Raw genomic sequence first — 22,282 nt, forward strand, 5'->3', positions numbered from 1 at the left:
TGTCAAATATTACGCTATTTTAAGGTAAGATTTGATAATTTCAGCACCGTTATTTGCTTGAATCGGTTTAAAGATAAAGCCAGAAACACCGCTTGCTTCACATTGTTTAACTAGCGCGTTATCCGTAACAGATGACAGCATCACTACAGGTACATTATGCCCATTAGCTCGAATTTTACTCAAGGCCTCATCACCATTCATTTCACCCATAACAACATCCATAAACATAAAGTCAGGGGCTTCACTTTCTACCATGGCTACAGCGACAGAGCCATCATCTGCCTCAATAATATTTTCGTAACCTAAATTATTTAAGAAACGCTTTAATGCTTTACGGATCATAGCACTGTCATCAACTAACAATATTTTACTACTTGTTGGCAATGGTTTGCTATGTGGGTTGGCGATACCAGAGCTTTCTTCACGTTTCGCTCCACTGGTCTGGAAATTCACATCACGTACTAATAAGTTAAAGTAATAACGTCCAACACCTTCAACAGTAATAGGAACGGTAACAATTTCTTTAACGCCTACTAAATATTTTTCCATGTCATCAAAATTATGAACAAAATAGGGACTAGAAAAATTAAATTCCAGATTATGTCGGCTCAATAAATCAGTAGAACGACCAACAATTGTATTGCCCCACTCAGCTAAGGCATTGCTTAGCTCATCATTCATTTCTGTGTGATTATATTTTTCGTCAAACATGGTTTCACAAACTGAATTACCAATAGCAATAGCCGTTTCTGGGTAATGATGCATCATGATTACGCCATTTATGCATCCTGTTACTTCAGAACATACGGCATAGCCCTTGAAACGAAAATCATCCACTTGATCCATAAAGGCATCGCCAGAAGTACCTGTAAGGTGGGTCATTGCTTTAAGACTAGCAATCGACTCATTGATAAAAGGATGTAAAGTGACTTTGTAAATAGTTTCTACAGACATAAATAAAATCCAACAATTATTGTTTTTGTGATGATATGGTTAAGGTTAAACTACTAGAACTATTGGCGCTTTGCAATAAGTTCATAGCTAAAATCAAGGAAGGTGATTTATTGCTACATTGACAAGTGCGACAGTGTGTATATTTTGCCATTGTTGTTTGGCTAAACAGAGGAATGATGGTAAAGCGGATTTTTGGTATGCATCTATATACCATAAGCCATTAAGGAAATAGCAATACGTTAGGTAGTGCTTTAACAAAGGTAGGTTTATATTAACTAACGCATGTGCTGTATATTGTTGGACACTAGGTAAAATATGTTCTTTTTCTAGATTATTTACAGCTATAAACATAGCTAAATCATATTCTCTTGGTGCTATGCATGCACATTCATAATCAATTAAGTAAGCTCGTTTTTCAGCGGATAATAATATATTGCTGAAATTGATATCGCCATGACAGCAAACCTTGTTAGTCATAGGAGGTATCAGTGTGAGTATGTGATTGGCAATATCGATTAGTGTACTTTCCTGGAGGGCAGGAATTGCTATTAATTGTTTTGTTGAGAGGTATATTTTATCAATCAGATTATAAACAAGCATTTTGGGGTGAAGTGATAAGCTTGGATCGAGCATGATAGTTTTTGTCGACAACTTATGACATAGCGACATTAACTTCATGGCGATGGATATTTTTTCATTGAGGGGGTGTTGCTCTAAAGATAAGTTGTCTCCCTCAATAAATTGGGAAATGAGCCAGTGTTGATCATGGTAAATAACAGTAGGGCTTATGTTGCTTTTAGCCGAGAGGAGGCTAACAATGGACTCATTTTCGGTGACTTGCTTAGCAAAAAAAATGGTATTATCAGCATGAACTCGGTAGCAAAGGCTACTGAGGCCAGTTGTTATGGTTTCAATTAGATTAACCTGAGTGAAGCAAGGTAATGAACTTAAGGGAGGAACCATAACAATTAACCCTATGCCGTCCTGTGCATATTGATCTGCCGTTGCTTATACAAACCTAACCATTTAAAGTAACCCCAAGTTGCAATAATGATATAAATACCAAACAAAACAACCGTTGGTATTAAGTCTTTAGCGAGATAAAGATAGATAGAAACCGCATCAATCACAATCCAGTAAATCCAATTTTCGAGTACTTTTTGAGTGACTAAATAAGTGGCAAATATGGCAAATACCGTCGTGAATGTATCAAAATATGGGAAATGAGCCGAAGAGAAATTTGCCATAAGATAGCCTAAAATAAAAGAGACTATCGTTAAAATTAGGCAGGCTTTAATATGAAAATTTAGTTGCCATGAAACAATGGTTAAAGGCGACTTACTGTGTTGATTATTTTTTTGATTGCTATCTTTTTGCCAAATCAAGTAACCATAAACAGCCATGATCAAATAATAAATATTGAGGGCACTGTCCATGAGTAACGATACATCATAAAAAATATATGTGTAGATAGCTGTACTAAAAAATGCAGTCGGCCAACACCAAATTGAGCCAATAGCAGCCCATAAAACATAAGCAAGTGCTAGTAACATTGCGATGAGCTCAAGCCAAGGTAAATTGGCAGAATAGTCCAGAAAGTTAGCAAACAACTCAGACATTAACTTTCAGGCTCTGGTTGCGCATGATGGCCACTAATAAATTTACACACAAACACAGCAGCACCCACGGTACTATGAACGTGCTTGATTTCTGCCATGACATTGGTTACCGCTAAGTCATAATCACCAAAAACTTGGGTACTCATACCGTTAGTTACTACGTCTAACCCTTCTACCTTGCGAAGGCGTTTGATGAAAGCCCATATTTCACTTTTATACTGTGTTTCTGCAAGCGGGTATAAACTTAATTCGATCGATATTTGCATAATATATCCTTTAATTAGTACACACTAATAATAAAGTATCAGTGTGTACTTGTATGGGTTTTAGAACTGATAGTCTAGCGTGATACCGAAAACTAATGGCTCTGATAATTGAGAATATTGTTTGTCAGTATACCCATCTCTAGGGTCATTACCAAAATAAAAACCACGGTTAGCGTACACTTCATCAGTTAAATTTCGAGCCCACAGTTTTACTTGGTACTCATCTTGTAAGTAACTCAGTGAAGCATTGATTAATTCTACCGACTTAGATCGTTCGTTATGGCTATCAGAGTAATAAAATCCATCTTTTCCATCTACGGAGAAGTTAATCAACCAATCTTCACTTGGGCGAATATTTACACCAAGATTAAATTGATAATTAGGTGCGTGAGCTTGCTGCCTGCCATCTAAAGATGCGCCTTCGGCATTGATAAACCCCTTGAATTCAGTATCAAGTAAACCTAATGCGCCGTAAAATTCAATTGATTCGTTAAATTGCCAATTCGCTTCAATCTCTACCCCGACGTTAGAGCCCGTTGCGGCATTGCCGAGGTAGGCAATAAATTCTGAGCTACCATCATCACGAACAATGGTTTTTGAACTTTTTACTTGAATGTCACTTCTGTCCATATAAAAAGCAGCAGCACGAATAAAAGCGGTGTTATCAAATAAGGAAACTTTATAACCGAGTTCATAGTTAACTAGATATTCAGGGTCAAAGGTACGTAAATCATCCGGTAAACTACCGTCGGTATTTGCGCCACCCGCTTTATAACCTCGATTAATTGAACCATACCAAAAGGCATTATCATTTTGTTGATAACTAAGCACTAACTTACCGCCGATCATTGTATCGTCAGGACTATCACTAAAACCATCAGAATTAATATAGTCCGCGCTACGTTGCTCAATCCTTAAGCCTGTGGTTAATGTTAATGTTGAATTTAATTGGCTGTCAAGTTGACCATAAATAGCCATTGACTGACTATCAAAGGTTGAAGTGAAATCGCTTGCTAAATAGGTATATTGGCGTTCCAGATTTTCATCATCTTGTTTGAAATACACACCGGCTACCCAAGAAGTTGACCCATTGAATAATTCATTACCTTTGTTAGATAACGCTCTAAGTTCAATAGTTTGAGTCGATTTATCCCGGAAGTAATAGTCAGTCGAAGAATATTCCCAATAAGCATAGTCAGGGTTTTCAATTATTTCTGGAGCTGAAATGCCTTCGTAAGCCCAATCTTCGTCGTACCCATAAGCTAAATCAGAATCTGCAAGGCTTAATAAAGTGATTAACGTAAATTGTTCAAAACCTTGGTAAGTTAGTTTAGCAGCAATAGCCTGCGTTTTTTGTTCATCTAAACCAGGTTGATCTGACAGGGTTTGACGATTATTGTCTAATGAAAAGGCATCATAACCATTATCAAAGTCAAAATAAAACGCCGATAAATCAATTGTTAAATCGTTTGTTGCTTGTATTGATACTTTACCTCTAACGGTTGTTTCATCACGGTTATTGGTGTCATTTTTATTTAAATAAGTGTTTTCAATAAAACCGTCACTTTGGTAGTGATTTGCAGCAAAGCGATAATTTATTTCATCTGAAGTGGGCCTGACAATGCAACACCCAAACCATAGCTGTTGTAGTTGCCTGCATCTAATTTTATAGCACCTTCAAACTGGTCGGTAGGGGCATTGGTTGTGATATTAAACATACCGGCTAGGGCATTAGCGCCAAAACGTGTGCCTTGAGGCCCTCTGAAAACTTCTACTTGCTGAGCATCAAAAAGGTTTGCAATGCTGCCAATACCAGTAAAATCAATACCGTCAATAATCATACCTACGGAGGGATTAATGGGTTCATTAAATTGACTTCTTTCGCCAATACCACGAATTTGATAATAACGCGCACGCTGTGAACCACTAGCAAAATTAACATTAGGAATAACGGCTACTAACTCTTCAAGGTTTTGGGCATTTCGTTGCTGTACTTCAACAGCAGTTAATACGGATAAAGCACTCGGTGTTTTTAGCAAATTTTGTTGTCTAAAATCACTGGTGACTGTAATAGTTTCTGTGGTGGATGGTTCGTCACTTTGTGCTTCACTAGCGTTTGCTTGTAAACTTAATATGGTTGTAGAAAGTAAGCATGAAGAGATTACTTTTGTAAGTGGTGATTGGGCAAAATTCATATAGATCTCATAAGTATTAAATCAATTGATACTGTGTAAATTGATACTATGGGATCCGGCACTGGGAGGTTATTGTGTTGACATTGTGATTGACTCACTAACCATTCCTACGCCGGCTACTTATCAACATTTAAAATGAGTATAAGTTCCCGTCCAGGTTCAAAGGGTTTGTTGATATCATCAACATCTCAGCAGTTATTTGTTTTCGCATTAATTTAAGCGAATAAACAAAACCGCACTCCTTGGTTCGCGCGCAGTGTAGCAAAGTTTGAAGTGTAATACCCAACTTTTTGGTAAAAATTAGTACTAACTAATCAGTTAATTAGCTAAAGGTCGTATTTATCCAGAGACAACTCTTTAGTTATATTGCATAGGTAGATTGGGTATTAATTTAATTTGAGATAGAATCAACACTATCCATCAAGAGTAGAGAAGCAGAATGTTCCCCAACTGGCAGTTAGTTAGTCTTAGTTTAGTCTACATCGGTCTATTATTTTTAATAGCCTATTTAGGGGATAAGTACCGAAATCAGTTAGCTAAAAAAGGACAAGGGATTATTTATGCTCTGACTTTAGGGGTATATTGTACTTCGTGGAGTTTTTTAGGTACGGCAGGGCAAGCCTCCACTAATTTTTTATCTCATATTCCGATTTACCTTGGGCCAATCATCCTTTTTGTTTTTGCTTGGCCATTTATACAACGTATTATCCGAATTAGCTTAAAACTCAATTTAACTTCTATTGCTGATTTATTAGCTTCGCGTTTTGGTAAATCACATAATCTAGCCATTATTGTTACGGTTGTTTCTTTTGTCGGCACTATGCCTTATATCGCTCTACAGTTAAAAGCAATGGTATACACTTTTCAACAATTACAAGAAGATCAAAGTCTCAGTAGTTGGCATATTGGCTTAGTAGTTAGTTTGGTTTTATCAGGATTCTCTATTTTATTTGGTATCCGTAATATTGATGTAACAGAACGACACCCCGGTGTCATGTTGGCTATCGCCTTTGAGTCATTGGTGAAAATTATTGCCTTTTTAGCGGTAAGCTTGTTTGTGTGTTTCTCTTTATTTGATTCACCCGCTGATATTTGGCAGCAGTCAAACGCCAGTTTAAAATTAGAACAGCAAATGAATGTCGGTAACGTTAGCTCAATGCTAGCCATGTTAGTGATTGTTATGGCAGCATTTTTGTCTTTACCTAGACAATTTCAAGTGATGGTTGTTGAGTTGAAAGATCAGAAAGATACTTGGTTAGGTCGACGAGTATTTCCTATTTATGTGTTAATTTTTGCTTTTTTTGCAGCACCTTTAGGACTCGCGGGGCAGTTATTATTAGGTAATAGTGTTGCCTCTGATGTGTATGTTTTATTTTTACCCAGTATTGGGGGGCAAACTTGGTTAACTTTGTTTACTTTTCTTGGTGCAGTTTCTGCGGCAAGTTCTATGGTTATTATTTCAGCTATCGCTTTGAGCACCATGCTCAGTAATGAAATTGTTTTTCCATTACTTTATCGTCGACAAAAAGTAGCTGAGTCTAATTACGATAGTTTTAGGCAACGTTTGTTAAATATACGCAAATTATTGATATTGTTTGTTATTATGTGTGGTTATGCCGTTTTTATTTTAGCAGCTCCAGATACCTTATCGTCATCAGGCGAAGTTGCATTTGGCGCTTTTGCGCAGTTAACACCTGCACTTATTGTTGCTTTTTACTGGCGTCGTGCGAGTTTAGTTGGCGTTTATGCAGGTATATTAGTTGGCTTTATTCTATGGCTAACTTTGAATTTCTTGCCGCAATTTGGCTTGTATCCCTCTCCTTTTGCTGAAGGGGTGTTACCTGCTAAAACCACAGCGACACTCTTTAGTTTATTAGCCAATATTATTGTGATGTGGGCGTTATCACAAATTAGCCGTCAAAGTGTACAAGAGCGAGTTCAAGCTTCATTGTTTTTGGAGTGGCAATCACCCAAGCTATTGAAAGTTGAAAAGAAACGTCAGTTAGATGTGAGTGAATTAGAGCTACTTGCTTCACGTTTTGTTGGTGAGCCTAAGGCAAAGTCAAGTTTCAGTCTATTTCAATCTTCGCACGACAGAAAACAGTTGGGGAATGCTACTTATAATCAATTGTTACTGCAGCACACAGAAAATACATTAGCGCTAGTGATGGGCGCCTCATCTGCACGTTTAGTCTTATCTTCAGCCCTAGATGGTCGAGACATCGCTTTAGACGAATTAGCAGTATTAGTTGAAGATGCTTCAAGTCAAAAACAAGAATTCTCACAAAATTTATTACAGAGCGCGATAGAAAATGCCAGTGAAGGGATTTCTATTGTAGATGAAAATTTAAATTTGGTGGCCTGGAATAAAAAATATTTGGATTTGTTTGATTATCCACCAGAGCTTGTTTGCGTTGGTTGCCCTATAGAAGCTTTGATTCGGCACAATGTTAAACGAGGCTTATGCGGTGCGGGTGATATTGATAATCAGGTTTTTAGACGCCTAGAGTATTTACGTAAAGGTAGTCCGCACAGCTCTGAAAGACAGCAAGCCAATGGGCAAACTATTCTTATTGAAGGTAACCCATTACCTGGCGGCGGTTTTGTTATGTTGTTTTCAGACATCACCGCGTATCGCCAAGCTGAGCAAGTATTAAAAGAGGCTAATTTAGATCTGGAAACACGGGTCTACGAACGGACATTAACCCTAGCAAAAACCAATGAAGCACTGGCTAAAGCTCATGAAAAGGCTGAACAAGCGCATATTAAAAAGAGTCAATATTTAAAAGCTTGTAGTCATGATTTAATGCAACCTTTAGAAGCTGCGCGCTTATTTACATCAGCCCTAACGGAGCAAAAAGATTTAACGTCAGAACAACAACGTCAAGTTGATAATATTGATAAATCTCTTAGAGCTGCGAATGATTTATTGGAAGATTTAGCACAGATTGCGCGTTTGGAAAGTGGCAACATTAAACCCCATATAACGGTGTTTGCATTAAATGAATTATTTGAGGATTTAGAGCAAGAATTTGCTGCTTTAGCCGTTGAGCAAGATATCGAATTCAGACTTGTTGCAACAAAAGCGTGGGTAAAATCAGATCAACATCTTCTCCGACGTATTATCCAAAACCTAGTGGGTAATGCTTTTAGATATGCGAGCCCTGGTAAAGTACTCTTAGGCGCAAGGATGTATGACAATCAAGTGATTATACAGGTGCTTGATAACGGGCCAGGTATTCCGTTAGAAAAACAAGTATTAGTATTTGAACAATTTATACAATTAGATACGCCTACAAGCCAGTCGTGTCGTGGTTTAGGTTTAGGTTTGAATATTACGCAATCATTAGTGGATCTATTGGGTCATTCTTTAAGTCTACAATCGCGTGAAATGCAAGGTTGTAAATTTTCTATTTCAGTTGAGAAAGCAAGCCCATTAATATCTAAGCCTAAAGCTGTTACCCCATTAGCGAATATGGGATTTAAGGATATTACCGTATTGTGTATTGATAATGATCCTGATGTATTAAGTGGTATGGTTGAATTATTGTCCGCATGGCAATGTAATATTTTAGCCGCTGATTCAAGAGAAACGGCTTTGATTGAGTTTGCTAACCACCAACGTGATATTGATATTCTCTTGGTGGATTATCAATTAGGTTATCATGCTGACTTACCTACAGGAGAACAAATTGATGGTTTAACGTTAATCGCTGATATGCGTAAAGACTGTAATCATTACATTCCTGCAATACTGATTACGGCAACAACAGAGCTTGGTATTGAAGCCAAAGCAAAAAATGCTGATGTAGGTTTTATGCGAAAATTAGTAAAACCTGCAGCGCTAAGAGCCTTGATGAGTGCTAAGTTAGCGCAGAAGTTGCAGGTAGATTATGGTGATTAACTTTGCTCGAAGCCTTTTTCAGTTAAGTCTAGTTGAGCTATTGCAATAACCGCTTGCGTACGGTTTCGAACATTTAGTTTTCGAAAAATTGCCGTGGCATGGGCTTTGATAGTTGCTTCAGACACATTAAGATCATAGGCAATTTGCTTATTTAGTAGGCCTTGCGCAAACATCATTAATATTTTGTATTGTTGTTGGGTTAAGCTAGCAACACGTTCAGCAATATCACAACTTTCGCCATTTTTTGGCGTGTCTTGAAATGATTTTGGTAGCCAAATTTCACCTGATAAAACGGTGACTATGGCGGTAAAAATATCTTCTACCGGTGTTGATTTGGGTACAAAGCCGCCGGCACCATAACCCATCGCTTTACTAATAGTATTGTGTTCTTCGTGTGCAGAAACGATGACAACCGGAATTTGTGGAAAATGATTTCTCACATGAATAAGCGTACTAAAACCATGAGCGCCTGGAATATTTAAATCTAATAACAATAGATCACTATCATTATTGTCTTGTAGTTGTTGTTCAAGTTCGGCAATTGTTTGCGCTTCAAGCCATTGTGTTTGGCTTAGTTTATTTTTTAAAGTACCCAGTAGTGCCTGTCTAAACAAAGGGTGGTCGTCAGCAATTATTATTTTTTGAGGCTGAAACATAGAAAACTTCCTAAACAAGTAAGTATTCTATTCTAACGGAAAAATGAGTAATGACAAATTTTACTTTTTAGTACCTTGTAGAAACGATAGAGCGGGATGTGTTGTTCATCGTCTCTAAATGAGCCATATTCAAGAGATATATTTTCTTAATGCAGTAGCCTTCAAAATATAGCTGAAAGCGAAAGTTATGATTGCTGAGTCATCTAAACATCAGCAATCACATCGTTTGGGCTATTGTTTTTTTGGGGCTTGCTCTAGTACTGCAGTTAATAACTGCCAGTATTGAGCAACGGTTGCAACTTCAATTTTTTCATCAGGAGAATGTGGAAACTTAATTGTTGGGCCAATGGATACCATATCCCAGTGAGGGTAAGCACTTTTAAATAAACCACACTCTAAACCCGCATGGATAACCATAACCGCAGGAGCTTTATTAAACAATGTTTGATAGGTGTCGCTAACTGTTTTCATAATGGCTGAATCTGGATTAGGTTTCCATCCTGGATAGGCATTACTAAATGACATGTCAACCCCCGCTAGTTCAAACACAGACTGTACAGTACGTTGCGTTTCTAATCGACCATCGTCGTGTAAGCTACGAATTAACACTAAGGCATTTAATTTTTTGCCGCGAGTTTGAATGACGCCCAAATTTAAAGAAGTTTCAACGATACCTTCAATGTCATTGCTCATACGAATAACGCCGTTAGGGCAAGCATTGAGAGCACGTAAAATTTGACTTTGTGTTGTAATAGTCCAAAGATTGGTCAAAATCTTCAGGCGATATTAATAACATATCAATAGTCGGTTCAATCGCATCCAAGTTACCTTGAATTGTGGTTAAATATTGTGTTAATTGTGTTTTAAGTGCAGCTACTTGGTTAGTTGGAATAACAAAGCCGGCATTGGCTTCACGTGGTATGGCATTACGTAAACTACCGCCATTTAATTCTGTTAAGCGTAAATCAAATTCATTGCTAGCATCCAGTAAAAAACGTACTAACAGCTTATTTGCATTGGCTCTACCCGTATGAATATCAACACCTGAATGACCACCTTTTAAACCGGATATTGACAAATTAAACGCTTGGGTGTTTTCTGGTGTCTTTTCAAACGCTAGGTCAAATTTAGCTAAGCCGTCAATACCACCAAGACAGCCCATGTAAATTTCACCTTCTTGTTCTGAATCAGTGTTAATGAGAATATCACCGTCGAGCAAACTGACCTGATTCTAAGCCAAAAGCGCCCGTCATGCCGGCTTCTTCATCAATGGTGACAAGCACTTCTAATGGACCATGAGCAAGATCATCACTGGCTAAAACCGCTAACGCTGACGCTAACCCTACGCCGTTATCTGCACCTAATGTTGTGCCGTCTGCCGTTACCCAGTCACCATCACTCTCATGAACAATATATGGGCGAATAGGATCCGTTAAAAAGTCGTGTTCAGTATCATTGTTTTTTTGAGGCACCATATCCATATGCGCTTGCAAAATAATACCCTGTCGACCTTCCATACCCTGCGTCGCAGGTTTTTTAATGATTAAATTACCTACATTGTCTTCTTTTATCTCAAGACCTAATTCGGTTGCCCAAGACTGAATCCATTGTGATATTTTTTGCTCATGCTTTGAAGGCCGAGGAATGCTACAAATTTTTTCGAATAATTGCCATAAACGTGTTGGTTTAAGCTGTGATAATGTGCCCATGTTTTTCCTTGTGTACTTATTTGCTTGCCATTAAAAATTGCCATTGCTCATTAAAGTCGCTACTTGGCTTTTTATCAAAACCAGAACGTACATATTGGCTGATTTTTCCTTCAGCGAATGCCACTAAAATATTGGCTAATGCTTGTTCATTAATGGTAAATGTTTTGCCTTCACGTAACTTTCGTTCACGTAATATTTGTTTGAATTGTGATTCAAGTTTTTCAAAAAATTGATGTACTCTACTGCGTAATCGTTCGTTTTCACCCATCAGAGCATCGCCAGATAATATACGACACATGCCAGGATTTCGCTCGGCAAAAACTAACAGCACATGTAACACATGATGACAACGTACTAGGGTTTCTTTGTGATCAGATAAAATAAGATTAATGCGAGAAAAAATAGATTCTTCGATAAAATCGATTAAACCTTCAAACATACGGGCTTTCGAAGGGAAGTGACGATATAACGCTGCTTCAGAAACGCCAACTTCTGCCGCTAATTTTGCAGTAGTAATACGCTGTCCTGGGCTTGATTGTAACATCAATGCTAAGCATTCTAGTATCTGTTGTTTTCGACTAATTTTCTGTTTGCTCTTAGGGCTAACTGACATAGTAAGATGTTCTCTATTATTTGTTTTTATTAGGTGTTGTTTGCTTAGATTTGCTTAGCTAGGTAGTGTTGATTAATTAAGGAAACCAACTTTTGTGCAACGATTTGTTTATTTGCTAAGGGGATTTCAGTTTTATCAATAGCGCTATATAGCATTAAGGCATTATCATCACTGTTAAAGCCTTGGCCTGATTTTGCTACGTCATTCGCGGCAATTAAGTCTAAATTTTTTCTCACTAATTTACCACGTGCATAGGCTTCTATGTTTTGAGTTTCTGCCGCAAAGCCAACCATAAAAGGTTTGTTTGGCAAACAAGCAACATCGGCGACGATGTCGTGATTTTTAACTAGTTCAAGGTGCATAGCATCGTTCGTTTTTTTAATTTTTTGACTCGCTATATTGGCAACTCGGTAATCGGCAACCGCTGCACATGCAATAAACGTTGTACTTTCAGGCGCAAACTTCAATGCTTGTTGATGCATGTCTTCTGCACTGATAACCGAGATTAGTTGACAGCCAACGGGGGCGCTAATATTTACGGGACCAGAAATCAAGGTAACTTTTGCTCCCGCCCGTATGGCTGCGTGTGCTATTGCATAGCCCATTTTCCCTGAACTGTGATTAGAAATATAACGAACAGGGTCTATTGCTTCGCGTGTTGGTCCGGCAGTAATTACCCAGTGTTGGCCCTGTAAGTATTTATCACAAAAAAAATCATGACTTAAAGAGACTAATTCATCAACGTTTAACATACGTCCTAAACCAATATCACCGCAAGCTTGCTCACCACTACCGGGGCCCCAAATTTTGATATTGCGTTCCGTTAACGTGGTTATATTAGTTTGTGTTGCCGTTGCATGCCACATTTGTTGATTCATTGCCGGGGCAAGGGCAATAGGTGCGCTAGTTGCTAAACAAATGGTGGAAAGTAAATCATTTGCCATGCCGGCAGTAATACGGGCAATTATATCTGCAGTGGCGGGGGCAATAATGATTAAATCAGCCCATTTCGCTAATTCGATATGGCCCATGGCTAGCTCTGCTTGGGTATCAAGCAGGCTGTCTGCAACGGCATTGCCTGACACAGCTTGTAAAGTCAGTGGCGTTATAAAGGCTTTGGCTCCCTCGGTCATAACTACTCGAACATCAGCACCTTGATCTTTTAGTCTGCGGACTAGTTCTGGGATTTTATACGCGGCGATTCCGCCACTCATACCAAGGACAATTTTTTTATCCTGTAAAATTTGCATAATCTGCTAATCTTAAACTTATCATTAGGGTGAATACGATAGCATTTATTTACACTATTTGAAAAAAGAGTTGAAAAATAATTACTAACAAAAACAGCAAGGAAGCCGACAATGTGTAAAGAAGATCTAGCACTGCAAAGTAAACCGCAGGTTCAAACGTTAAAAAACTGGCCAAGCGAAGAGCGACCCAGAGAAAAATTACTAAGTCTGGGGCCCGCGAGCTTAAGCGATGCCGAGCTTTTAGCTATTTTTTTAAGAACAGGTGTAAAAGGTTGTAATGTAGTTGATTTATCGAGGAATTTATTAATGGCTTTTGGCAGTCTAGCCAATGTGTTTCGCGCTAATCAACATGAATTTTGTCGTCACCATGGTTTAGGTAGTGCTAAATTTGTACAGCTTCAAGCGTGTTTAGAAATGTCGAAACGTTATTTGGCTGAACAGCTCATCCAACAAGGAAGTGCGCTTACTTCATCTCAAGCGACACGTGATTATTTAATCAGTGAATTGAGAAATGAAACGAGAGAAGTCTTTGCGGTACTTTTTTTAGATAATCAGCACCAAGTATTGAAATTCGAACGTCTGTTCTTCGGTACATTAAATGCGGCTGCAGTTTATCCAAGAGTCGTAGTTGAACAGGCGCTAACACATCATGCTGCGGCTGTGATTTTGGCGCATAATCACCCTTCAGGTATTGCTGAGGCCAGTATTGCTGATAAACATATTACCCAAAAGCTTGAGCAAGCATTACAGCTTATTGATGTGCGCGTGCTTGATCATATGATTATTGCAGGGCATCAATGTTATTCATTTGCCGAACATGGTGAAATAGTGTCTGGTTAATCACTATCAAACGATATGATTTAACTTGATAAAAATTGCAATGCCAGTTAGGTTTAAGGTATTACGCATAGCAATAGGATCTTCTGATGAAAGATAAAGGTGATGGAGGCGTGGAACGTCGTAGTTCTTTTCGTCTTGATATGGAAAAAGAACTAGTTGATATCATTTGGACTGACGAAAATGGTCAGGAAAGAACCAAAAAAATAATCTGCATAGACTTTGCTCGCGGTGGTTTAAAGCTTGATTGTGATATTGCTATCCCTCTTAAAACAGCCGTAAATGTAGTGTTTAAGTCGCCGAATAGAAATGACGACAGCCACAAGTTATATTGCAAAGTTTTACGTTGTAATAAACAAGAAAATGGTTGGTTTGAGATAGCGTTAATCTTGGATAAATAGACTCAAAAAGAATTTTTATATATTTGTACTATAATAAAAAATTAATCAAGCAATACTGGCTCAGCTAGGTTACTTGGTCGTATTAGGAAGAAATAGATATGATGATATTAGTGGGTGGCGAAAAAGGTGGTAGTGGAAAAAGCTGTTTGGCGCAGAATTTAGCGGTATATTTTGCTCGAAATAAAAATGCAATTGTATTAATGGTTGATTGTGACCCTCAGCGCACCACATCAGACTGGATACAAGCACGCAATAGCGACCCCTCTCTGCCTGCTATTAATTGTATTCAACTTTACGGTAAAATACGTAATGACTTACTTAGCTTAGCTCAGCATTATGATTACGTAATTGTAGATTGTGGTGGGCAAGATAATTTGGCGTTACGTGCAGCCATGTCAGTTGCTGATCATGTTATTATCCCACTAAGACCCAAACGACGTGATTTAAAAACAGTACCCCATATGGAAGATATGTTGAGTACCTGTAAAATGGTTAATCCGAAAATGATGGCTTCTTTCGTTATTACACAATGTCCATCTTTACCCAACCAAGCGAGTCGAATTTTAGAAGCCAAAGAAGTGTGTAGCTCCTACGGTATTAACGTACTGAATGCAGTAACCTATAGCCGTAACATCTATGATGACAGTGAGGAGCAGGGCTCATCAGTTATTGAAATCGATCCTGAAGGCAAAGCTGCAACGGAGATGATAGCGATTGCAGAAGAGTTAATGGCAATGAAACCGGACAACGCTCATGAGTTTATCTGATCTAAAAAAAAGCAAGGATAGATCAAATTCAAAGGAAAATGTAAAAGAACAGTTCACTATTGATGAATTTATTGCTGATGCCGATAATTACGCTAAAGGTTCGCCGCAAATTGTCAGTAATGAAAATCATGGAAAAATGAACCTTAAGCAAGCTATTCATGATGCTAAACAGCTAATTGAACGTAAAAAAGCGGTAAATATGCAAGGAAAGCCTTTTCGGAGGGCGACTTTTACCTTAAGTGAAAAGACCATTGAACAGTTGCAACAATTGTCTGAGGAGGCGGATTTAGCTAAATCTCATATTCTTCGTATTTTAATTGACGAACTATCAAACAAAGAACAAGAAGAGCAAATTAAAAAATTATTTGAATCAGATGTCAGTTAAATTGACTTATTTGTTAATAGAATGACCAATAACAACTTAAAAAACAGACATAAACTAGCCAATAAGTGTGCTTTTAAAGCTTGATTTAGTTTTAATTGATTGATTTTAAATGCTTTTGTTTTTGTTGATGCCTTTTTTATAGCTTTTTCCTTTTAGGGCTAGTATTCATTATTCAGTTTCTCTATAATATGCCACCTTTTTCAGGATCCTGAGGCGACGGTCTTGGGGAATACCCTTAGAAGAAACAAGCTCGAGCTATATTAATTTTGGAGTGACTCAAATGTCTAAAGTCTGCCAAGTAACAGGCAAGAAACCAGTCGTAGGGAACAACCGTTCTCACGCAAGAAACGCGACTCGTCGTCGTTTTTTACCTAACCTTCAATCTCACCGTTTTTGGGTAGAGAGTGAAAATCGTTTCGTTAAATTACGTTTAACTCCGAAAGGAATGCGTATTATCGATAAAAAAGGTATTGATGCAGTATTAACTGATATCCGTGCCCGTGGCGAAAAAGTTTAAAACTTTTCTAGGAGAATATTATGCGCGATAAAATTCGTTTAGTATCTAGTGCCGGTACAGGTCATTTTTATACTACTGATAAAAATAAAAAGACTATGCCAGAGAAAATGGAAATCAAAAAATTTGATCCAAAAGCTCGTAAGCACGTGATTTATAAAGAAGCTAAAATTAAGTAATTAATTTTCTTTATCAAAATAAAAAACCCAGTTTCTACTGGGTTTTTTTATGTGCGTAATTCCTGAGGAATTCTGCTTTGTTAAAACGCCGACTTGATGTTTTTTATATCAAAATTTAAGTATGATGGTGACATTGATTTGTTAATGAAAGAAAGTAATGGTGAAACTCTCTAAAACTGCATGGAATAATGTCATTATATTTTCGGTGATGATTATTATCTTGTTAATCAATGCAACGAATGATCGGTTGTTTCCAGATGATAATAATACTAATGATACCTTACTGTTACCTGAGCATAGTGTTATTTTAACGCTGACAATCATGCCGTCTGACGATAAAAAAATAGTTTTTGAACGTATAGGCAGGGCATGGCAAATGACGAGTCAAGGCGTTTTACTTGACTTAACTAATCAACAAATAGAGCAAATAATGTTTGCTTGGCAACAAAGTAGTGGTTTAGTGCAAGCGGCGGAGATTGTTGTTGAGGGACTTCTTTGGTGTTGATGTTACCCTTGGTTTAGCAGGTAATACGCAAGAGCAAAAATTTACGCTTTACCCCTTAACGGATCAGCTACTTGTGTATAATCAACAGAAAAAATTATGGCTAGCATTACCTGCAGCAACGAGTCATCAGCTTATACCTATCAATTGAGGTTGAATAATGCCTGAACTACCAGAAGTAGAAGTTTGTCGTTTGGGCATAAGCCCTCACGTTGTCAATAATGAAGTCGCTAAAGTAATTGTGCGCAACGCCCAATTACGTTGGCCTATCCCTGTTGATGTTCAAAAGCTTGTTGGTTCAAAAGTTTTGGAGGTCGATAGGCGGGCCAAGTATTTATTATTGCGCTTTGATATCGGAACGTTGCTTTTACATTTGGGTATGTCAGGTACGATTCGTGTTATTGATAACACAGTTCCCGTTGCTAAGCATGATCATTTTGAACTGGTCTTTATTAATGGGACGGTGATGCGTTTAAATGATCCTAGGCGGTTTGGAGCAGTACTTTGGCTAGATAAGCACGAAGACCAACAAGGGTTGCTAAGTAAGCTAGGACCAGAGCCGTTAAGTGACGATTTTTGTTACGATCTACTGTATCAAAAAGCACAAAATAGAAAAGTGCCAATCAAGACTTTTTTAATGAATAACCACAATGTGGTAGGTGTTGGAAATATTTATGCCAATGAAGCTTTATTTCTTCTTGGTATTTTACCCACAACGCAAGCAGGTGAACTGAGCAAAAAGCGCTATAACCGCTTAACTGACATTATTAAGCAGGTACTTAGTGCTGCAATTGAGCAAGGTGGTACGACATTAAAGGACTTCACTCAAGCGGATGGACGTCCAGGTTACTTTGCTCAATCTCTCTATGTTTACGGTCGTGCAGGACAAGCCTGTTTAACATGCAAAGAAACGTTGCTTGAAATTAGGCAATCAAACCGCAGCTCTGTTTATTGCCCCAATTGCCGACAAGCGTAATCCGCGAATAATACCAATCGCAGTAACTATGTGAACATTCCTACTTGCTAAAATCACCAACTACATCGTTAATTAGAACAATTTTTCTAGTTATTGAAATAAATGCTGTAATTAATGCTATAAAAAACAGTGAAGCTTGAACGTATTGTGGCGTTGAAGCGCGGTCAATCCTTAAGACAACTTTTCAAGCGCCGCTTTCACTGTTGGGTGGACAAATTGACTGACATCGCCTTTATGTAGGGCAACTTCTTTGACGAGCGTTGAAGAAATGAATGAGTTACCTTCTGCCGGGGTTAAAAATACGCTTTCTAAATCTGGAGACAAGCGTCTATTCATATTTGCTAATTGAAATTCATATTCAAAATCGGATACTGCGCGCAATCCTCGTATCAGTACTTTGGCTTGGTGCTGTTTGGCAAAATCTACCAATAAACCACTAAACCCGACGACAGTAACATTATCTAAATGCTTGGTTATTTCTTTAATCATGTCGACACGTTGTTCCAGTGTAAAGCGAGGTCTTTTACTTGGGCGGAAGCGACACCAATAATCACTTCGCCAAATAGGCGGCTAGCACGAACAATTAAATCAGAATGACCATTTGTGACAGGATCGAATGTGCCAGGGTAAATTGCTCTTATGCTCATATTTTAGGTTTCATTTATTGGTGAATTCCAAGGCATTGTAATGTTTTAGTTAAGTTTGTGACAAGTGTTAACGTGAAAAACATAATAAAATGGATATATATTCGTAATAATCAAATAAAATTGAGTGATCAGGTTAATATTGAATAAATGTTAAAGTATTTACTCAAAAAACTTTAAGTTTAGTGAATTTTGATAGTATGATAGAAATCATAGTAGGCAATTTAAACTATTTCACATTAAAAGAAAGAAGTAACTTTTATGAAAACCCGTGATAAAATAATCCAGGCGAGCATTGCGTTATTTAATGAGCAAGGAGAGCGAAATGTCACCACCAATCATATCGCTGCACATTTAGGTATAAGCCCAGGTAATTTGTATTATCATTTTCGTAATAAAGAAGACATTATTTTGTCTATATACGAAGAGTATGCGCGTAATTTATTACCGGATACTTTCCCTAAAGTAAGTAGTGACGTAAAACCCCTTGATGCTATCATCCTTTATATGGATGCGGTATTCCAAATGCTATTAAAATTCAGATTCTTTTATAGCAATTTACCTGTTTTATTAGATAAAAACCCAAGTTTGCGTGAAAAATATGTTGAAGTTCAGCACTCAATTGCTGAGCGTGTTAGTCAATTATTAATTTCACTTAGAAATGCAAATATTATTAATTTCCAGGATGAAGAATTGCCTGATATGGTAAGTATCTTACGTATAATTAATACGTTTTGGGTGAGTTTTTATCAAACACAAAATATTGATAATGAAATTAATGATTCCGTGTTTTATCAGGGAGTATTAAAAATATTGGTTATTTTACGCCCTTATACAACAGAAGCGGCTATGCCTGAATTGTTAAAAGCGAGAGATATGTACCAACAACGTTGCAAAGATGCCCAACAAGAAGCGTGTTTGTCCTAAACGCTTTGGTTTTTATTTAAGGTATGCTTCAAGTAACAATGGCCAATTTTCTTGCGTCCAGTAGAATTTAGGTAATTGTTTTTTTCTTTTAAAAATGATCGTTGCAGTCTAGCCATATTACTTTTTTGCCACTGGCTTTGGTTCGATGTTCTGATTTCGCCGCGATCGAAGTCGATTAAAAAAACATTTTCATCTGCATCAATTAATATATTGTGGGCATTTAAGTCATGATGATAAATATTATGATCATGAAAACGCTTAATTGTCCTGCCAATTTTTTTCCATAACGTACTTGATATGGTTTGCTTTGATAATATAGCAACCAAATCTTGCGCGTTTTCAATACGGCTACTAAGTAAATCTGCTTGATAGAATAAACCCTGGCGTGTAACGCGATATGCAATAGGTTTTGGGGCGGCAATGCTAACGTTTGCATGTGTGCTAACAGGGCAAACTCTTGCGCTGCTCGGGTTTTTCTTTGAGAAGTAAACAGGTAGCTATCGTGAATTACTTTGCCAATAAGACCTCCACGGTAATAATGGCGTAATACCCAGTGCTTTGATTGTTTGCTTTTAATATTTTTATATCGTACAAACCATGTAGTGCCCCTACCTTGGGCCGAGCCTGTGATGGCATCTGCTTCTTGCCAATATGTTTCGGATAACATGTTAGCACTGAATTCTTCTATTTCATCGTGATCAAATAGACAGTAATGTGGCCCCATTTCTAGTGTTTGTAGTAACATAGTTTGATTCACTTTAGTAATTCATGCACTTGTGTTAGCGTTTTATTAGTCGCACCTTGGTTACTGAGTACCACGTTATGTGCTAGAGATCCCAGTTCATATGCTGCGTCTTTATCTTCAAATAAGCTAATGACCGTTTGGGCTAATGTAATGTCAATAGTATTAGCTGAATCTGGCAACTGTATCACAGCATTCTTTTGTTTCAATTGGCTTAAAATTTCGGTGAAGTTATGCATATCATGACCGACAATAATCGGTTTTTTAAATAAAGCGGGCTCTAATGGATTATGCCCTCCAATATGGCTAAAACTTCCACCCATTGTAATAATATCGGCTAAGGCATATGCAGCCATTAATTCACCTAAGGTATCTAGTAACCAAATATCTTGCTCGGTTACTACGGTGTTGTCACTACGCTTGGCAAGAGAATAACCTTGGTTCACGCAGAGTTTTGCGACTGAACTAAAACGCTCAGGGTGTCTTGGCACAAGCACAAGTAATAATGGGGGGAATACTTTCTTGATTAGTTTAAAGGCTGCTAATGTGATTTCTTCGTCGCCAGGATGGGTGCTAGCAACTAACCAAATAAGTCTATTTTTAGGTAATATAGACATTAATTTAGCTTGTTTATCAAGAACCGTGTCATTAATACTCATATCAAATTTGAGGTTGCCTGATACGCTACATTTGTCAGCGTCAGCACCCAATTGCAAGAAATGATATAAGTTATCATGGCTTTGGCATAAAATTTTGTTGAAACAATTTATTGTTGGTTTTATTAACGCATTGATTTTTTGATAACTTTTCATGGATTTGGCTGATAAACGACCATTGATAAGCAATAATTTTATCTTTTTTGTGGCACATTGATTAATCAAATTTGGCCATAATTCTGTTTCCATAAAAATCATCAGTTGTGGCTGTAAGCGATTTAAAAACAACAGAGTACAGGGCATTACATCTAAGGGTAAATAGGTGTGTTGCACGCGTGTTCCAAATTGTTTGCTAACTTGTGCTGATCCCGTTGGAGTAAAAGTAGTGACCGTAATGGGTAAATGTGGATATTGCAGTATGAGCTGTTCTACCAAAGGCGAGATAGCAATCACTTCACCAACACTGGCAGCATGCACAACAATACCACCTTTGCCAAAGGCCTTTGGAATATTAGCTTTAGGGAGCATCCCTAAACGTTCATTGAAACGATAACGATAGTGTGGATTATTGAGCGATCTAAATAACAAAGCCAGTAATAAAAAAGGCATCAGCAAGAAAAATATTACTCGGTATATGAGTAGTGCTAACATAAATTATTCTGCTTTAATTGCTCTATGATAAGGTTGTGGTAGATTATACCTAAGTTTGATCAAATACCTATGCATATGAACAGCGTAATTTCAAAATATATTAAAGCTAGTTTAAATTCGTTGATCTTTTTACGGTCAATTATTGTACTAGCAAGTATGATGTTGAGTGTGAGTTTTTACAGTGCAGCGACTGAGCCATTGGTCAATATTACTGAAATAGTTTCACCTAAAGTATTACCAGTAAAACTTAGTGCAAATGATGAATTTATACTCTCTGCTGACTATTATGCAGGAGATAATCGCTCAGGTGGGGTTCTAGTATTACATGATTGCGAAAATAAACGCGGTGCATACAGTGTTGTAGCGGATAAACTAGCGGAACAAGGATTACATATTTTATTAGTTGATCTTCGAGGCTACGGTGAAAGTGTTTCTCAAACTTATTCACGAATTAAGGCAAAAAATAAAGCGGTAGATATCGTGAGTTTTCAAGGTGAAATGGCACGAATAACAGCGCACTGGAGCAAAGATTTAATGGTGGCTTATCAATTTTTAGTGAAAAAAATTGATAAAAGTAAAGGGATCTCAGTGGTTTCAAGTGGTTGTAGTGCCGCATACACAGTTGCTTTGGCGGAAAATGTACAACTTAATTCAATGGTAATGATCACACCACAAATGACTTATGGTGATAAAGAACGTTATAAAAATCTCATCGACATTCCTGTTTATTTCATTACCTCAGTTAATCATTTAGACAGCTATGAAACGGCAGATGAGCTATTTACTTGGAATGGGGAAAAACATTCTAAAATGGAAATATTTAAAGGGACATCTCATAATTATCAACTCATTCATAGAAAAAAATACCTTGCTAATGCGATCGCAATTTGGGTAAAAGATAATCTTAATTGATGAATTAAAAACAAATATATAGT

Annotated in this window: 22 protein-coding genes and 3 pseudogenes; 12 read left to right on the top strand and 13 right to left on the bottom strand. The window is 37.5% G+C overall.

Features of this window, described 5'->3' with window-relative positions; genetic code table 11:
* Positions 1 to 9: 9 nt before the first annotated feature.
* From L3081_RS02895 to L3081_RS02920, 6 genes are all read right to left on the bottom strand, one after another.
* Positions 10 to 954, bottom strand: a complete 945-nt coding sequence (locus tag L3081_RS02895; RefSeq protein WP_242283309.1) for a response regulator — start codon at positions 952 to 954, stop codon at positions 10 to 12.
* Between the two features lie 93 nt (positions 955 to 1,047).
* Positions 1,048 to 1,917, bottom strand: coding sequence for a phosphotransferase (locus L3081_RS02900; protein ID WP_242283310.1), 870 nt, complete (start codon positions 1,915 to 1,917; stop codon positions 1,048 to 1,050).
* Between the two features lie 11 nt (positions 1,918 to 1,928).
* Positions 1,929 to 2,573 carry a nicotinamide riboside transporter PnuC gene (pnuC, locus tag L3081_RS02905; protein ID WP_242283312.1) on the bottom strand — a complete coding sequence of 215 codons (645 nt, stop codon included), beginning with the start codon at positions 2,571 to 2,573 and terminating at the stop codon, positions 1,929 to 1,931.
* A complete protein-coding gene (locus L3081_RS02910) occupies positions 2,573 to 2,839 on the bottom strand; it encodes a hypothetical protein (RefSeq protein WP_242283313.1) in 267 nt (88 codons plus the stop codon). Before L3081_RS02910 ends, pnuC begins: the two co-directional genes overlap by 1 nt.
* A gap of 60 nt (positions 2,840 to 2,899) precedes the next feature.
* Positions 2,900 to 4,504: a TonB-dependent receptor gene (locus L3081_RS02915; protein ID WP_338027246.1), complete on the bottom strand. Its 1,605-nt coding sequence runs from the start codon at positions 4,502 to 4,504 to the stop codon at positions 2,900 to 2,902.
* Entirely contained in the window at positions 4,435 to 5,034 is a 600-nt protein-coding gene (locus L3081_RS02920; RefSeq protein ID WP_242283314.1) for a TonB-dependent receptor plug domain-containing protein, read from the bottom strand. Before L3081_RS02920 ends, L3081_RS02915 begins: the two co-directional genes overlap by 70 nt.
* A 439-nt stretch (positions 5,035 to 5,473) precedes the next feature.
* Between L3081_RS02920 and L3081_RS02925 the strand changes: the two genes are divergently transcribed.
* Positions 5,474 to 8,938, top strand: coding sequence for a hybrid sensor histidine kinase/response regulator (locus L3081_RS02925; RefSeq protein WP_242283315.1), 3,465 nt, complete (start codon positions 5,474 to 5,476; stop codon positions 8,936 to 8,938).
* On the opposite strand, the gene L3081_RS02930 is transcribed toward L3081_RS02925, so the two are convergent.
* The 4 genes and pseudogenes from L3081_RS02930 to coaBC form a co-directional block, all read right to left on the bottom strand.
* On the bottom strand, positions 8,935 to 9,594 hold the full coding sequence (locus L3081_RS02930; RefSeq protein WP_242283316.1) for a response regulator: 660 nt from the start codon (positions 9,592 to 9,594) through the stop codon (positions 8,935 to 8,937). The genes L3081_RS02925 and L3081_RS02930 overlap by 4 nt on opposite strands.
* Before the next feature lie 231 nt (positions 9,595 to 9,825).
* Positions 9,826 to 11,303, bottom strand: a pseudogene (locus L3081_RS02935) (aminoacyl-histidine dipeptidase).
* Between the two features lie 16 nt (positions 11,304 to 11,319).
* Positions 11,320 to 11,916, bottom strand: coding sequence for a nucleoid occlusion factor SlmA (slmA, locus tag L3081_RS02940; protein ID WP_242283317.1), 597 nt, complete (start codon positions 11,914 to 11,916; stop codon positions 11,320 to 11,322).
* Between the two features lie 44 nt (positions 11,917 to 11,960).
* Positions 11,961 to 13,166 (bottom strand): bifunctional phosphopantothenoylcysteine decarboxylase/phosphopantothenate--cysteine ligase CoaBC, encoded by a 1,206-nt coding sequence (gene coaBC / locus L3081_RS02945; RefSeq protein WP_242283318.1) that lies wholly within the window; start codon positions 13,164 to 13,166, stop codon positions 11,961 to 11,963.
* Between the two features lie 111 nt (positions 13,167 to 13,277).
* Between coaBC and radC the strand changes: the two genes are divergently transcribed.
* The 9 genes from radC to mutM all read left to right on the top strand — a co-directional run bounded on the left by radC (position 13,278) and on the right by mutM (position 17,727).
* Positions 13,278 to 14,006 (top strand): RadC family protein, encoded by a 729-nt coding sequence (radC, locus tag L3081_RS02950; RefSeq protein WP_242283319.1) that lies wholly within the window; start codon positions 13,278 to 13,280, stop codon positions 14,004 to 14,006.
* Between the two features lie 86 nt (positions 14,007 to 14,092).
* The gene (locus L3081_RS02955) at positions 14,093 to 14,404 is read left to right on the top strand and encodes a PilZ domain-containing protein (protein WP_242283320.1); all 312 of its coding nucleotides are present in this window, start codon (positions 14,093 to 14,095) and stop codon (positions 14,402 to 14,404) included.
* A gap of 98 nt (positions 14,405 to 14,502) precedes the next feature.
* Positions 14,503 to 15,171, top strand: a complete 669-nt coding sequence (locus tag L3081_RS02960; protein ID WP_242283322.1) for an AAA family ATPase — start codon at positions 14,503 to 14,505, stop codon at positions 15,169 to 15,171.
* On the top strand, positions 15,158 to 15,556 hold the full coding sequence (locus L3081_RS02965; RefSeq protein WP_242283323.1) for a hypothetical protein: 399 nt from the start codon (positions 15,158 to 15,160) through the stop codon (positions 15,554 to 15,556). Before L3081_RS02960 ends, L3081_RS02965 begins: the two co-directional genes overlap by 14 nt.
* 280 nt (positions 15,557 to 15,836) lie before the next feature.
* On the top strand, positions 15,837 to 16,073 hold the full coding sequence (rpmB, locus tag L3081_RS02970; RefSeq protein WP_159822134.1) for a 50S ribosomal protein L28: 237 nt from the start codon (positions 15,837 to 15,839) through the stop codon (positions 16,071 to 16,073).
* 20 nt (positions 16,074 to 16,093) lie between these two features.
* A complete protein-coding gene (gene rpmG / locus L3081_RS02975; protein WP_033078277.1) occupies positions 16,094 to 16,249 on the top strand; it encodes a 50S ribosomal protein L33 in 156 nt (51 codons plus the stop codon).
* A gap of 157 nt (positions 16,250 to 16,406) precedes the next feature.
* Entirely contained in the window at positions 16,407 to 16,754 is a 348-nt protein-coding gene (locus L3081_RS02980; RefSeq protein ID WP_242283325.1) for a hypothetical protein, read from the top strand.
* A complete protein-coding gene (locus L3081_RS02985; protein WP_242283326.1) occupies positions 16,732 to 16,902 on the top strand; it encodes a hypothetical protein in 171 nt (56 codons plus the stop codon). The genes L3081_RS02980 and L3081_RS02985 overlap by 23 nt, the downstream gene beginning before the upstream one ends.
* A 9-nt stretch (positions 16,903 to 16,911) precedes the next feature.
* Complete coding sequence (mutM, locus tag L3081_RS02990) at positions 16,912 to 17,727, top strand: bifunctional DNA-formamidopyrimidine glycosylase/DNA-(apurinic or apyrimidinic site) lyase (RefSeq protein ID WP_242283328.1); 816 nt, start codon at positions 16,912 to 16,914, stop codon at positions 17,725 to 17,727.
* 171 nt (positions 17,728 to 17,898) lie between these two features.
* On the opposite strand, the pseudogene coaD reads toward mutM, so the two are convergent.
* Positions 17,899 to 18,374 (bottom strand): annotated as a pseudogene (gene coaD / locus L3081_RS02995) (pantetheine-phosphate adenylyltransferase).
* Between the two features lie 258 nt (positions 18,375 to 18,632).
* Here coaD and L3081_RS03000 point away from each other — a divergent pair.
* On the top strand, positions 18,633 to 19,298 hold the full coding sequence (locus L3081_RS03000; RefSeq protein ID WP_242283330.1) for a TetR/AcrR family transcriptional regulator: 666 nt from the start codon (positions 18,633 to 18,635) through the stop codon (positions 19,296 to 19,298).
* Here L3081_RS03000 and L3081_RS28880 read toward each other — a convergent pair.
* Positions 19,295 to 20,043 (bottom strand): annotated as a pseudogene (locus L3081_RS28880) (3-deoxy-D-manno-octulosonic acid kinase). The gene L3081_RS03000 and the pseudogene L3081_RS28880 overlap by 4 nt on opposite strands.
* Before the next feature lie 8 nt (positions 20,044 to 20,051).
* Complete coding sequence (waaA, locus tag L3081_RS03015) at positions 20,052 to 21,347, bottom strand: lipid IV(A) 3-deoxy-D-manno-octulosonic acid transferase (protein WP_242283332.1); 1,296 nt, start codon at positions 21,345 to 21,347, stop codon at positions 20,052 to 20,054.
* A 120-nt stretch (positions 21,348 to 21,467) separates the two neighbouring features.
* Here waaA and L3081_RS03020 point away from each other — a divergent pair, with 120 nt between their 5' ends.
* A complete protein-coding gene (locus L3081_RS03020; RefSeq protein WP_242283334.1) occupies positions 21,468 to 22,259 on the top strand; it encodes an alpha/beta hydrolase family protein in 792 nt (263 codons plus the stop codon).
* Positions 22,260 to 22,282 lie beyond the last annotated feature (23 nt).

Origin of the sequence: Colwellia maritima, assembly GCF_022669015.1 — a bacterium.
In the GTDB taxonomy this organism is placed as follows: domain Bacteria; phylum Pseudomonadota; class Gammaproteobacteria; order Enterobacterales; family Alteromonadaceae; genus Colwellia; species Colwellia maritima.

Excerpts from the sequence above, each read along its gene's own strand:
- L3081_RS02895 (WP_242283309.1), bottom strand. The coding sequence starts at position 954 with ATGTCTGTAGAAACTATTTACAAAGTCACTTTACATCCTTTTATCAAT.
- L3081_RS02900 (WP_242283310.1), bottom strand. The coding sequence starts at position 1,917 with ATGGTTCCTCCCTTAAGTTCATTACCTTGCTTCACTCAGGTTAATCTA.
- pnuC (WP_242283312.1), bottom strand. The coding sequence starts at position 2,573 with ATGTCTGAGTTGTTTGCTAACTTTCTGGACTATTCTGCCAATTTACCT.
- L3081_RS02910 (WP_242283313.1), bottom strand. The coding sequence starts at position 2,839 with ATGCAAATATCGATCGAATTAAGTTTATACCCGCTTGCAGAAACACAG.
- L3081_RS02920 (WP_242283314.1), bottom strand. The coding sequence starts at position 5,034 with ATGAATTTTGCCCAATCACCACTTACAAAAGTAATCTCTTCATGCTTA.
- L3081_RS02925 (WP_242283315.1), top strand. The coding sequence starts at position 5,474 with ATGTTCCCCAACTGGCAGTTAGTTAGTCTTAGTTTAGTCTACATCGGT.
- L3081_RS02930 (WP_242283316.1), bottom strand. The coding sequence starts at position 9,594 with ATGTTTCAGCCTCAAAAAATAATAATTGCTGACGACCACCCTTTGTTT.
- slmA (WP_242283317.1), bottom strand. The coding sequence starts at position 11,916 with ATGTCAGTTAGCCCTAAGAGCAAACAGAAAATTAGTCGAAAACAACAG.
- coaBC (WP_242283318.1), bottom strand. The coding sequence starts at position 13,166 with ATGCAAATTTTACAGGATAAAAAAATTGTCCTTGGTATGAGTGGCGGA.
- radC (WP_242283319.1), top strand. The coding sequence starts at position 13,278 with ATGTGTAAAGAAGATCTAGCACTGCAAAGTAAACCGCAGGTTCAAACG.
- L3081_RS02955 (WP_242283320.1), top strand. The coding sequence starts at position 14,093 with ATGAAAGATAAAGGTGATGGAGGCGTGGAACGTCGTAGTTCTTTTCGT.
- L3081_RS02960 (WP_242283322.1), top strand. The coding sequence starts at position 14,503 with ATGATGATATTAGTGGGTGGCGAAAAAGGTGGTAGTGGAAAAAGCTGT.
- L3081_RS02965 (WP_242283323.1), top strand. The coding sequence starts at position 15,158 with ATGAGTTTATCTGATCTAAAAAAAAGCAAGGATAGATCAAATTCAAAG.
- rpmB (WP_159822134.1), top strand. The coding sequence starts at position 15,837 with ATGTCTAAAGTCTGCCAAGTAACAGGCAAGAAACCAGTCGTAGGGAAC.
- rpmG (WP_033078277.1), top strand. The coding sequence starts at position 16,094 with ATGCGCGATAAAATTCGTTTAGTATCTAGTGCCGGTACAGGTCATTTT.
- L3081_RS02980 (WP_242283325.1), top strand. The coding sequence starts at position 16,407 with ATGGTGAAACTCTCTAAAACTGCATGGAATAATGTCATTATATTTTCG.
- mutM (WP_242283328.1), top strand. The coding sequence starts at position 16,912 with ATGCCTGAACTACCAGAAGTAGAAGTTTGTCGTTTGGGCATAAGCCCT.
- L3081_RS03000 (WP_242283330.1), top strand. The coding sequence starts at position 18,633 with ATGAAAACCCGTGATAAAATAATCCAGGCGAGCATTGCGTTATTTAAT.
- waaA (WP_242283332.1), bottom strand. The coding sequence starts at position 21,347 with ATGTTAGCACTACTCATATACCGAGTAATATTTTTCTTGCTGATGCCT.